This window comes from Marinobacter nitratireducens (genome assembly GCF_000708045.1).
GTDB lineage: Bacteria > Pseudomonadota > Gammaproteobacteria > Pseudomonadales > Oleiphilaceae > Marinobacter > Marinobacter nitratireducens.
The window spans coordinates 109,965-121,800 of the sequence record NZ_ANIE01000003.1 but is presented as its reverse complement, the minus strand read 5'-3'; the positions used below and the strand labels follow the sequence as shown (position 1 = coordinate 121,800).

Sequence of the window (11,836 nt, the reverse complement as noted above, 5' to 3'; positions counted from 1 at the left end):
CCGGAAATCAAGCCTTTAACTGAGAACGTAACTCAATTAAAGCAGATCTGCGTGGAACTTGCACATCAGGTTCTTTACACGAGCGCTGACCTGCCCAAGGGATGCCGATGCATCGACAATGCTGTATCGGCTATCGCCATCCGCCCGCTCGAGGTAGGTATCCCGAATTCTCTGAAAAAAGGAGATGGCCTCCTGCTCGAAACGATCAAGCTCTCCCCGTTGTCGCGCCCTGCTCATTCCGATTTCGACTGGTGCATCCAGCAAAATGATGTGGTCAGGCCGGATCTCGCCCTGAACAAAGCTTTCGAGCAGTTCAATCCGCTCCCGGGGAACGCCTCGACCGCCGCCCTGATAGGCAAAAGTGGCGTCGGTGAAACGATCACACAACACCCACTGCCCTCTTTCCAGAGCCGGCAATATATAGGTGTAGAGGTGCTGGGCCCTGGCGGCGAACATCAGCAACAGCTCCGTGAGATCATTCACTGGCTCATCTCTCGGCGCCAACAACAGCTCACGGATCGCTTCAGCCATTGGGGTGCCACCCGGTTCCCGGGTCACCACAAAGTCCACACCAAGCGACTCAAGGGTCTCTGCGGCAGTGCGAATCTGTGTGGATTTACCCACTCCCTCGGTACCCTCAAAGGTTATAAATTGTCCACGAAGTGACATCACGAGCCCCCCTCATCCTGGTCGGTTTCTGAGGGCGTTGACGGAGATGAGCGATAATCGTCCCTCCGGTTCAGCTGAAACTCACGCACCGCTTTCTGATGCTCCCGAAGGGTTCGGGAAAACTTGTGAGTACCATCCCCCCGAGCAACAAAGTAGAGCGCGTCACCATCGTCCGGATTCAGGGCCGCGTGGATAGCTTCACGGCCCGGTAGTGCAATAGGAGTGGGAGGAAGCCCGTTGATGCGATAAGTGTTGTAGGGCGTATGAGTTCGCAGATCCCGGCTGCTGATTCTACCCTTGTATTTGTCGCCCATGCCGTAGATCACCGTGGGGTCAGTCTGCAAACGCATGCCTTTCTCAAGCCGGCGAACAAAAACGCCTGCCACCTGATCACGCTCATGGGGAGCCCCCGTCTCGCGCTCAACAATGGATGACATGATCAGCGCCTCATAGGGTGTCTTATATGGAAGCCCCTCCTCTCGAGCTTCCCACTCCTCTGCCAGCACTTCCGCCATTTTCTTATAGGCACGGCGCATCAGATCAAGGTCCGAGTCACTGCTGACATAGAGATACGTATCAGGGAAAAAACGCCCTTCAGGGTGTTCGCCCTCGGCGCCGATCGCCTTCATGATTTCGGCGTCCGTCCAATCCACGGTTTTCTGCGCCAGGCGCTCAGATCTGGCCAGCGCTGCCCGCATGTCCGTGAAGGTCCATCCCTCAATGAACTGCACGGACCAGTGCTTGGTATCGCCCGCCACCATAGCCTCGACCATGGACAGAGGACTCATACCACTGGAGAACTCGTACTCGCCGGCTTTGATTCGCGCCTGCTCAGGATAAAGCCTGCCATAAATGCGCAACCACAGGCTGTCCTGAACCAGTCCCTCATTCTCCAGTTTGCGGGCAATCTGGCTGAAAGCAGAGCCACCAGGCACATTAAACAGCAGTGGCTCATCAAGGGTGACGGGGCGCTCAAGGGTCTGCAATCCCTGCCATACCCAGAGACCACTACCGGCAAGTACCAAGATGAGAACGCAAAGCGAGGCAACAATTAACTTCTTGAACAAACGAATTATTCCAGTAATTCCAGAGGATGGCAGATTGTCGCAAGTCCGGGGTCGACAGGCAAATCGTGACCTGCCAGGTTGCAGACGGGCACCACACCCAGCACGCTATTAAGCAGGAACAGCCCCTCACAGGCCTCAGACAGAACATCGCCCACTTCGACAGAGCGCTCCTGAACCACGTTACCGAGCTCTCTCAGGCGCTCCAGCGTCCATTGACGCATGATGCCGGCAACCGCCAGGTCACGAACCGGAGGAGTCAGCCAACCATCACGAGACTTGATCAGAAGGTTGGTGCGGGTGCCTTCGACGAGATGCCCTTCCGGATTCGACATAATCAGCTCGAACAGCGGCTCATGCAGCTCCCGGGCAGCCATAACCTGTTCCAGACGGTTCAGAGACTTAATGCCAGACAGCAGAGGATTCACCGTCAGAGGCACCCTCGAAAAATCCGCATCAACACCGCCCGCCGGAGGCTCCGGCGGCAGGCCCGCAGAGCTTATCAGAAGGTTTGGCGCCATTCCGGCACTCGGACGGTAACCCCGCCCGCCAGCGCCTCGCGTCAGCGTCAGCTTGAGCACCCAGCCCTGATCGCCCGCATCTGAGCTCCAACGCTCAATAGCCTGCGCAACAGCAGCGTCCAGCTCATGGCGCGAGACCGAAATGCCGAGCCGATGAGCATCGCTCACCATGCGCTCAATGTGGCGGGATAAGAGTACGCCTTTACGTCCCGCCATCCGTATGGTTTCAAACAGGCCGTCACCGTAGGCTGCCCCCCGGTCATTGGCAGGCAGACTCGCCTCATCAGCCCAGATACGGTTAATCATGCCTCGAAATCAATCGTCGTAGCGGCGGAAAATCAGCGTTCCGTTGGTGCCGCCAAAGCCGAACGAGTTGGAAAGTGCTATGCGAACGTCGCTCTTCCGGGCCTGATTGGGCACAAAATCCAGGTCACAACCTTCATCGACATTTTCAAGATTTATGGTCGGCGGAAGGATCCCATCACGAAGCGCCAATACAGAGAAAATGCCTTCCACTGCCCCAGCTGCCCCAAGCAGATGCCCGGTCATGGACTTGGTACTGCTCATGGCAAGCTTGTCTGCGTGAGCACCAAACACACTCCTGACGGCACCCACTTCGGCGACATCCCCTACTTGGGTTGATGTACCGTGAGCGTTGATGTAACCCACTTCAGACGGATCAATGCCTGCGTCCCGAATGGCGTTAACCATGGAACGGGCAGCCCCTTCGCCACTCTCCGGCGGCGCAGTGATGTGATGGGCGTCATCACTCATTCCGAAGCCGATGACTTCGCCGTAAATGGTGGCGCCACGGGCTTTGGCATGTTCCAACTCTTCGAGCACCATGACGCCGGCGCCGTCACTGAGAACAAAGCCATCCCGGTCCTTGTCCCATGGGCGACTGGCCTTCTCCGGCTCGTCATTGCGGGTGGACAGGGCCCTCGCCGCAGAAAACGCGGCGATACCGGTTCTCGTCGTTGCCATTTCGGAACCGCCAGCCAGCATCACATCGGCATCACCGTAGGCAATCGTGCGGGCAGCGTAACCAATGTTGTGGGTGCCGGTGGTGCAGGCAGTAACGATCGCAATGTTTGGCCCCTTGAAGCCAAAACGGATAGCTGCGTTACCGGAAATCATATTGATCACAGACGCTGGCACAAAAAACGGCGACACCTTTCGGGGCCCGGACTTGTCCATTGTCAGCACGCTTTTCTCGATGTACTCGAGACCACCGATCCCCGAGCCTATGGCGACTCCGACCCTCTCCTTATCCAGCGCCTCGTCTTCAGCAAGACCGCTGTCATCGACCGCCTGCTGCGCGGCGATCAATCCATAGTGAATGAATGCGTCGAGCTTTCGGGCTTCCTTGGGTGAGAGCCACGTGGACAGATCAAGATCCTTGATGGCACCGCCAATACGGGTGTTGTAGTCGGTCGCATCGAAGCGATCAATCATACCGATGCCGCTCCGACCTGCCTGAACACCCTCCCATGACGTTTTCACATCATTACCCAGTGGGGACAACATGCCCATACCAGTGATGACAACCCGTCGTTTACTCATAACCTCTTTCACCCGATCTTTTCCGTGAAATTGCAGTCGCCGATTCAACCCGATTTTCAGGCAATAAAAAAGCCGTCCTTCATTTTACAACAAGGACGGCTTTGCCTGGCTTCTTGAAACGCAGAGTATCAGGTGTGCGCGACGATGTAGTCGATTGCGTCCTGAACGGTGCCCAGCTTTTCGGCCTCTTCATCAGGAATTTCGGTTTCGAATTCCTCTTCCAGTGCCATGACCAGCTCAACGGTGTCCAGTGAGTCAGCGCCAAGATCCTCTACAAAAGAAGATGTGTTCTGAACCTCGGACTCTTTAACGCCCAACTGTTCACAAACGATCTTCTTAACGCGCTCTTCAACTGTACTCATAATGTCCTCACTTTGTGTGTCAACCAAGCAACTCAAGTGCTGCCAGTTTAGATTAAACCCCACCTGCAAACAAGCAGGGATTCGGTTAAACATGTTGTGCGACAAGGAGTTGCGAAACCGCACTCCCCGAAACGCTTATCCCATGTACATTCCGCCGTTTACGTTGATGGTTTCGCCTGTCACGTAACCGGCTGCATCGGAGGCCAGAAAGGCAACCACAGCGGCCACTTCTTCCGGCTCCCCCAGACGACCTGCAGGTATGATTTCCAGCATAGCCTCACGCTGCTTGTCGTCCAGTTTTTTTGTCATATCCGTGTCAATAAAGCCCGGAGCCACGCAGTTTGCCGTGATACCACGGTTTGACATTTCCTTCGCTAGACTGCGGGTAAAGCCTTCCACACCCGCCTTCGCCGCGCAGTAATTGCCCTGCCCCGGGTTACCCATGCCGGCAACCACGGAACTGATATTGATAATACGCCCCCACTTTGCCTTGGCCATGCCGCGCAGCACGGCCTTGCTGGTGCGATAAACACTCGAGAGGTTGGTCTCAAGCACCGACGTCCAGTCATCATCTTTCAGGCGCATCAGCAGATTATCGCGGGTAATACCAGCGTTGTTTACCAGGATCTGTGGCGCTCCGGACTTTTCGGCAATGGCTTTCAGTCCGGCCTCGATGCTCTCGGGGTCAGCGACGTTCATCACGATGCCATACCCCTTGAGCCCAGCGGATTCCAGATCACCGCTGATGGACTCAGCACCCTCGGGACTGGTCGCAGTGCCAATGACTTCCGCCCCCTGCTCAGCCAACCCACGAGCGATTGCTTTGCCGATACCGCGAGTCGCGCCGGTAACCAGTGCGATTTTTCCTTCCAGAGACATGAATGACTCCCTTTCGTTATGACTCGCCGAACGCGCTCAGCGCTTTGGCCAGAGAATCCGGATCCTCGAAACCATATACGGTCAGGCTCCGGTCAATGCGTTTAATCAGGCCGGCAAGGACTTTGCCCGTGCCACACTCTACGGCCTGCTCTACGCCGTTGCCCGCCAGAGTTTTTACAGAATCGGTCCAGAGCACAGGCGAATACAGCTGCTTCAGCAAATTGGCCTTGAGTGTACCGGAATCCGTCTCGGCAGCCGCGTGAACATTTTGTATAACGGGAATGACAGCATCGTTAAACCGCACGTCATCCAGCGCCTTGGCAAGCTCCGCGGCCGCATCCTTCATCAAGGCGCAATGCGAAGGCACGCTGACTGGCAACGGCATGGCCTTGCGGGCACCCTTTTCTTTGCAGGCTTCGATTGCGCGATCAACGGCTGCCGAAGATCCCGCAATGACCACCTGCCCCGGCGCATTGAAGTTGACCGCGGATACCACGTCGCCCTCTGACGCGCTTTCGCAGGCAGCAACGACATCCGCATCCTCAAGCCCGAGAATCGCAGCCATCTTGCCTTCGCCTGCCGGCACCGCTTCCTGCATCAGCTCACCACGAAGGCGAACCAGCTTGACCGCCTCAACAAAATCGAGACTTTCGGCAGCCACCAGGGCACTGTATTCGCCCAGGCTATGGCCAGCCACGAAATCCGGGGCCTGACCACCCGCCACGAACCACTGGCGCCAGAGAGCAACACTGGCCGTCAGCAACGCTGGCTGGGTCACCATGGTTTGATTGAGTTCCTCTGCCGGCCCTTTCTGGCATACGTGCCACAGGTCGTAGCCAAGGACATTCGAGGCTTCGGCAAAGGTTTTGTTGATGATGGGCCACGCTTCGGCAGCGGCTGAAAGCATGCCAACAGACTGTGAACCCTGACCGGGGAAAATAAACGCTGATTTCATAGGCGGAATCTTATCGTCATTGAACGGTTGCGGGAGATTAGCCAATAGTACAAGTTTGGCCGATTATCCGGCTTTAAGGGACAAAAACGGAACAGACTTTAGTCTCAGGAGGTCAAAGCATCAAATCATCGAGGCGCTCGTTGATGCGTCGCGGCACCTCAAGCTCGACCTCTTTCACGGCCTGACGAATGGCTGCCAGCATAGCCCGCTCGTTAGCGTTGCCATGGCTCTTGATTACCACGCCCTGCAAGCCCAGAAGACTGGCTCCGTTGTGGCGGGAGGGATCCATTAATTGCAGAAGACGCCCGACAATGGGGCGAGCCAGAAGCCCGACCAAGCGCCCGTAGAGGTTTTTCGTAAAAGCCTGCTCCATTAATTCGATCAGGAGCCCGGCAACACCCTCCCCGGTTTTCAGGGCGATATTACCCACGAAACCATCACACACCACCACATCGGCCACATCACGGAACAGATCACTGCCCTCGACGTAACCAATGTAGTTGATGGTATCGCACTGGGCCAACATGTGAGAGGCCAGCCGAACCTGCTCATTCCCCTTGATCTCTTCTTCACCAACGTTCAGAAGGGCCACTCTGGGCTCTGGCTGGCTGGAGATAGCCGATGCCATCAAAGAGCCCATCAGGGCGTACTGGTAGAGATTCTCGGCAGTTGAATCGACGTTGGCACCCAGGTCCAGAACGTGACAACGACCACGAAGGGAAGGAATCAACTTTGAAATGGCAGGCCGTTCGATCCCAGGATACATACGAATGATCGACCGCCCGAAGGCCATCAAGGCTCCGGTATTGCCTGCGCTGACACAGCCCTGCGCTTCGCCGTCACGAACCAGCCCAAGAGCCACAGCCATGGAGGAATTCTTTTTATGCCTGAGGGCGTGGGACGGGCGCTCATTCATACGCACCACATCCGCCGCTTCGACCACACGGATTCGTGCATGCCCCTCACGGAACAAAGCCTCAAGCTCGCTCCGGATACCCACCAGAACAAGACTCAAGGCTTCGTTTTCGCGCACCGCTTCAAGTGCAGCCGTGACCACAACCGCAGGGCCGCGGTCGCCGCTCATGGCATCAATCGCGATGGTGACCGGTTTCACCGTTCGTCCATCCGACTCTTGGCGGTGCCTGGCTGCAACGAGATTACTCGTCGCGCGCTTCGATTACCTGCTTACCACGGTAGAAGCCGTCCGGAGACACGTGGTGACGACGATGAACTTCACCAGTGGTCGCGTCGGTGGACAGGGTAGTAGCGCTCAGCGCGTCGTGAGAACGGCGCATACCACGCTTGGAACGAGTCTTACGGTTTTGCTGTACAGCCATGATTATGCTCCTGACCTGTTAACGTAAACTTGAATAACGTTTGTTCGTAAAATCGCGCTGGCTTCCGACAGGACACCGCGCCCAGATTAATGCTTCGTCTTTTTGAGTTCCGCCAGCACGCTGAACGGATTCTCTTTTTTCGGCGCTTCCGGTTCCACCTCCAAGCCATCAGACTCGAACGCTTCCAGATCTTCCGCAGCCGGGCACTCATTTCTGTCGTGCAGCGGGAACGGTGGCAGCACCAGCAACAATTCGTCTTCTACCATTGACCAGAGATCCGCACTGAAATCATCGGTCAGGAACGGCTCAAGGTCTCGCGGCAGTTGTTGCGCCTGCTCATCGCTGGTAACCAACCCCAGGCTAAACCGGGATGTCAGTGCCACCGGCATGGCTCCCATGCAACGTTGGCACTCCAGGCTGACCGGAGCTTCCAGCTCTCCCGAGACGATGCGTCGGCGCTCTGCATCCATATAAAAGGACAACTTGACGCTACACGCAGCCTCTTCATCAAACCCCAGAACCGCGTCCTGAAAACGACTCAGCGCGCCGAGGGGAATGATTCCCTCCAGCGTACTGTTCTGTTCCGCCAATCGATAAGGATCGACAGATTTGGGCAGCTCGGCGAGTGACGCTTTTGACATAGGCGCGCAATTTTAGGGGCGGAACCCTCGACTGTCAAAGACTTCCTGCGGTTTTAAGACGTGCTTCCCCGTGGAATAAGTGTATTTTACGATAACAACCACGACAGTTTACCGATCCATTCACGGATATCGCATATGAAGGCACTGCCAATCTTACTGGCCTCTTCTTCCCCCTACCGCCGGGAATTGCTGTCCCGTCTGGAACTTCCGTTCGAGTGTGCAAACCCCGACATTGATGAGACACCTACCCCCGGAGAAAGCGCCGAAGCACTCGCGCTGCGCCTGGCCGAGCAGAAAGCCCGGGCCCTTGCCACAACACATCGAAACCACTGGATCATCGGTTCCGACCAGGTTGCCTGTCTGCCGGACGGCACCCTGCTGAACAAACCGGAAAACCACGACGCCGCCACCCATCAATTGGCCAGGAGCAGCGGACAGCATGTCCAGTTCCTGACTGGTCTGACCTTGCTCAACAGCGAAACTGGCGACATTCAGCGACTTTGCGAGCCCTTCTCAGTCCATTTTCGTGACCTGCTGCCGGAGGAAATCGAGACGTACCTCCGCAAGGAACAACCCTACGACTGCGCTGGCAGCTTCCGGATGGAAGGGCTGGGCATTGCTCTGTTCGACAAGCTGGAAGGGAGAGACCCCAACAGTCTCATCGGATTGCCGCTGATCGCTCTAATCGACATGCTCAGGGCCTGGGACAGAAACCCGCTCCTGCCCCCTGAGCCACCTCAAACCCGATCAGCGTAATTCCAGCCGGGACTCCATCAACTGCGAGACAACACCCTCGCCCACAGCCACGCCCAACTGATCCACGATATCCTTGAAACGAGACTGGCGGCGAGTATAGTCCACAAACTCTTCCTCGCCGACAACCTCCCGAGCCACCCAGGAGGAGCTGCCTAGCCCGTCAATCAAGCCCAACTCGAGAGCCTGCTCACCGCTCCAGACCAACCCGCTAAACAAACGCTCGTCATCTCCGAGGCGATCACCACGCCCCTGCTTTACCGCCTCAATAAACTGTTTGTGCGTGTTCTCTAGCACGCCCTGCCAAAACGCAACCTCTTCTGATTGCTCAGGCGAAAACGGATCCAGAAATGCCTTGTTTTCGCCGGCCGTGTACAGCCTGCGCTCAACACCCAACTTATCCATAATGCCGGTGAACCCGAAGCCTCCGGCGACCACTCCGATCGAACCGACCAGACTCGCCCGATTCGCGTATATCTCATCGGCCGCAGAGGCAATGTAGTATGCACCTGACGCTCCAATATCCGAGATCACCGCGTAAAGCTTCTTGTCCGGATATTCCGCACGCAGGCGCCGGATCTCGTCGTAGATATAGCCCGACTGCACCGGACTTCCGCCAGGGCTATTGATACGCATGACGACCGCCACCGCATTCTTTTCCTCAAATGCGGCCCGCAACGCACCCACAACATCGTCCGCATTGGCCGATTCGTCTGCGGCAATCGGCCCCTCCACTTCCACCATGGCCGTATGCTTGCTCCCGGCCACACCATCAATCGAGTCTGTCAGAGGAAACTTGATGAGAAACAAAAGAGCAAACAGGTATCCGAACGTGAGCAGTTTGAAAAAAATGCCCCACCGACGATGCTTTCGCTGCTCTGACTGCAGGGACATCACCAGTTTTTCGATCAGTTTCCAGTCACGCCCATTTTCGGGCGGAAGCGACGGAGATCCGGACCCGCGCTTTTCAGTCGCCTCCGGCTCTGAAGGCTTGTCACCCCACCCGGCGGCCTTGTCCGACTCCCAATCACTCATTCCTGGCATCCTCCCTCAACATTCAATTAGACCGGTGATCATAACCCCAGAACGCGACGCAGTTCCGGGACCGTATCCACAATCGCTCGCGGTGCATAGTCACCGAGCACGTCGCGCTTATGCACCCCCCATTCAACACCGATGGACGGCATTCCAATGCGCCGCGCCATATCCAGATCGTAACGGGTATCACCAATCATCACCGCTTCTTCTGGCTCAATGCCATAAAACCGAACAATTTCACCCAACATGGCCGGGTCCGGTTTCGAGCGGGTCTCATCGGCACATCGGGTGATATCAAAATGCGGTCCGAGCCCGCTTGTGCCCAACGCCCTGTCAAGCCCTCGACGACTCTTGCCCGTCGCAACCGAACAGCCCCAGCCATTCCGCCGGATATCTGCCACAACCTCCGCCATGCCGGCAAATACATTCTGAGGTGTGGTAACCTTTTTAAAGAAATAACCGGCGTAACCTTCACGGATTGCGTCCATCTCCTCTCGACTCAACCCTGGATAAAGCTTCTCAAGAGCTTCAACCATCCCAAGACCGATGATGTCCCGATAGGCTTCGCGCTCGCGCGCCGGGTACCCGAGATCGGTAGCGGCCTGATGAAGGCTGTCGGCAATATGGTCGACGGAATCCACCAACGTTCCATCCCAATCGAATATGACAACTTTGACGTTCATTGATTACTTCCTGTTGACCTTGTCGTGAGAGTGCTCAGCACGGCAGCAAATGCCTCATCGTAGGGCGCCTCGAGACGCATCGCCTCCTCGCTACCCGGCAAACGAAATTCAAGCGCCCTCGCATGCAGCATCAGACGCTGCCCACCCACTGCGCGAAAGGCTTTCTGGCTAGCGTCATCCATATACTTGTCGTCGCCAGCAATGGGATAGCCGGAGGAGGCACAATGAACCCGAATCTGATGCGTTCGGCCGGTGACCGGAGACGCCTCAACCAGACTGTACCCCTCAAATACGGACAGGCGGCGATACATCGTAAGCGACGGCTTGCCCTCTGAACTGATCTTTACCCTACGTTCACCGTTAGGCATTTCGTAGCGCAGCAGTGGCTCCTCAACCCGGCTCAACTTTTCCGGCCACACACCCGCAACGAGCGCGTGATAGTACTTACGTATGCGCTTGTGTCTCAGCTCATCCTGAAGAAAACGCAACGCCGAACGCTTCTTGGCAATCATCACTAACCCGGACGTATCCCGGTCCAGACGATGCACCAACTCAAGAAATCTCGCCTCCGGGCGCGCAGAGCGCAGCACTTCGATCAAACCGAAACTGAGACCGCTTCCACCGTGAACGGCGATACCTGAGGGCTTATTAACCACCAGCATCTGCTCGTTCTCGAAAACGACAGCCGCTTCCACCACACCCTGAACCCTGTCTCCAGGCTTGGGCTGTGTGGCTTTTTCCTTCTGGGTGACCGGTGGTATGCGAACCTGATCGCCCGACTTCAACCGGGTATCCGGCTTCACCCGCCCCTTGTTTACCCGGACTTCGCCCTTTCGAATGATCCGGTAGACGATACTCTTCGGCACGCCGCGCAGCCGGGACATCAGAAAGTTATCGACACGCTGGCCATCATTTTCCTCGTCGACATCAACCCACTGAACACTTTGACGGATCTCACCGTTTGGCGTCTTTCCCGGCTTTGAACCGGGGGACACGGCCTTGGCGGGACGATGCCCGGAGCGCTTTCTGCCGACAGCAGGCTTGCGAGACATGGAATTCCTTATTGCGATCTGAATGCAGCATTGAACAGGCCTGGGAATACTGATATATTCCGGCGTGCTCTGCCGTTTGTCTACGGCCTGATCCAAAACTCTGATCAGAAGCCGGAGCGGCAGAAGTATACCGACACTATTGAAGAGTTTGAACGCCGTGCACCCATTCGCTATGCAAGGGAGCGGCGCTAGAGAACAGAAGAGCTCCCGGCACTCCGGATTTGGCCGATGACGGCAAATGAACCGGCACCGGGAGAGCAAGAAACCGTACGGAAAACCGTCGGGCGACATCGCGAAGATTCATTGTCACGCAAGGCCG

The 11,836-nt window shown here is 56.6% G+C and carries 14 protein-coding genes; 1 reads left to right on the top strand and 13 read right to left on the bottom strand.

Features of this window, described 5'->3' with window-relative positions; genetic code table 11:
• Nucleotides 1-36: 36 nt before the first annotated feature.
• The 10 genes from tmk to D777_RS02395 form a co-directional block, all read right to left on the bottom strand.
• A complete protein-coding gene (tmk, locus tag D777_RS02440; protein WP_036128448.1) occupies nt 37-669 on the bottom strand; it encodes a dTMP kinase in 633 nt (210 codons plus the stop codon).
• Nucleotides 669-1,736: an endolytic transglycosylase MltG gene (mltG, locus tag D777_RS02435; RefSeq protein WP_036128447.1), complete on the bottom strand. Its 1,068-nt coding sequence runs from the start codon at nt 1,734-1,736 to the stop codon at nt 669-671. Before mltG ends, tmk begins: the two co-directional genes overlap by 1 nt.
• Nucleotides 1,737-1,741: 5 nt before the next feature.
• A complete protein-coding gene (locus D777_RS02430; RefSeq protein ID WP_036128446.1) occupies nt 1,742-2,560 on the bottom strand; it encodes an aminotransferase class IV in 819 nt (272 codons plus the stop codon).
• Between the two features lie 9 nt (nt 2,561-2,569).
• The gene (gene fabF / locus D777_RS02425; RefSeq protein WP_036129550.1) at nt 2,570-3,817 is read right to left on the bottom strand and encodes a beta-ketoacyl-ACP synthase II; all 1,248 of its coding nucleotides are present in this window, start codon (nt 3,815-3,817) and stop codon (nt 2,570-2,572) included.
• Between the two features lie 128 nt (nt 3,818-3,945).
• Complete coding sequence (gene acpP / locus D777_RS02420; RefSeq protein WP_008938713.1) at nt 3,946-4,179, bottom strand: acyl carrier protein; 234 nt, start codon at nt 4,177-4,179, stop codon at nt 3,946-3,948.
• A 135-nt stretch (nt 4,180-4,314) separates the two neighbouring features.
• A complete protein-coding gene (gene fabG / locus D777_RS02415; RefSeq protein ID WP_036128445.1) occupies nt 4,315-5,058 on the bottom strand; it encodes a 3-oxoacyl-ACP reductase FabG in 744 nt (247 codons plus the stop codon).
• A gap of 16 nt (nt 5,059-5,074) precedes the next feature.
• Nucleotides 5,075-6,013: an ACP S-malonyltransferase gene (fabD, locus tag D777_RS02410; RefSeq protein ID WP_036128444.1), complete on the bottom strand. Its 939-nt coding sequence runs from the start codon at nt 6,011-6,013 to the stop codon at nt 5,075-5,077.
• 112 nt (nt 6,014-6,125) lie between these two features.
• Nucleotides 6,126-7,127, bottom strand: coding sequence for a phosphate acyltransferase PlsX (gene plsX, locus D777_RS02405; protein WP_036128443.1), 1,002 nt, complete (start codon nt 7,125-7,127; stop codon nt 6,126-6,128).
• Between the two features lie 43 nt (nt 7,128-7,170).
• Nucleotides 7,171-7,350, bottom strand: a complete 180-nt coding sequence (gene rpmF, locus D777_RS02400; RefSeq protein WP_036128442.1) for a 50S ribosomal protein L32 — start codon at nt 7,348-7,350, stop codon at nt 7,171-7,173.
• 86 nt (nt 7,351-7,436) lie between these two features.
• A complete protein-coding gene (locus tag D777_RS02395) occupies nt 7,437-7,991 on the bottom strand; it encodes a YceD family protein (RefSeq protein ID WP_036128441.1) in 555 nt (184 codons plus the stop codon).
• A gap of 135 nt (nt 7,992-8,126) precedes the next feature.
• Here D777_RS02395 and D777_RS02390 point away from each other — a divergent pair, with 135 nt between their 5' ends.
• A complete protein-coding gene (locus D777_RS02390) occupies nt 8,127-8,747 on the top strand; it encodes a Maf family protein (RefSeq protein ID WP_036128440.1) in 621 nt (206 codons plus the stop codon).
• Here the strand turns inward: D777_RS02390 and D777_RS02385 are convergent.
• Genes D777_RS02385 through rluC form a run of 3 tightly spaced genes read right to left on the bottom strand, consistent with a single transcriptional unit; the run spans nt 8,739 to nt 11,517 of the window.
• A complete protein-coding gene (locus D777_RS02385) occupies nt 8,739-9,779 on the bottom strand; it encodes a S49 family peptidase (RefSeq protein WP_036128439.1) in 1,041 nt (346 codons plus the stop codon). The genes D777_RS02390 and D777_RS02385 overlap by 9 nt on opposite strands.
• 38 nt (nt 9,780-9,817) lie before the next feature.
• Nucleotides 9,818-10,465: an HAD family hydrolase gene (locus tag D777_RS02380; RefSeq protein WP_036128438.1), complete on the bottom strand. Its 648-nt coding sequence runs from the start codon at nt 10,463-10,465 to the stop codon at nt 9,818-9,820.
• Nucleotides 10,462-11,517, bottom strand: coding sequence for a 23S rRNA pseudouridine(955/2504/2580) synthase RluC (gene rluC, locus D777_RS02375; protein ID WP_036128437.1), 1,056 nt, complete (start codon nt 11,515-11,517; stop codon nt 10,462-10,464). Before rluC ends, D777_RS02380 begins: the two co-directional genes overlap by 4 nt.
• Nucleotides 11,518-11,836: the final 319 nt, after the last annotated feature.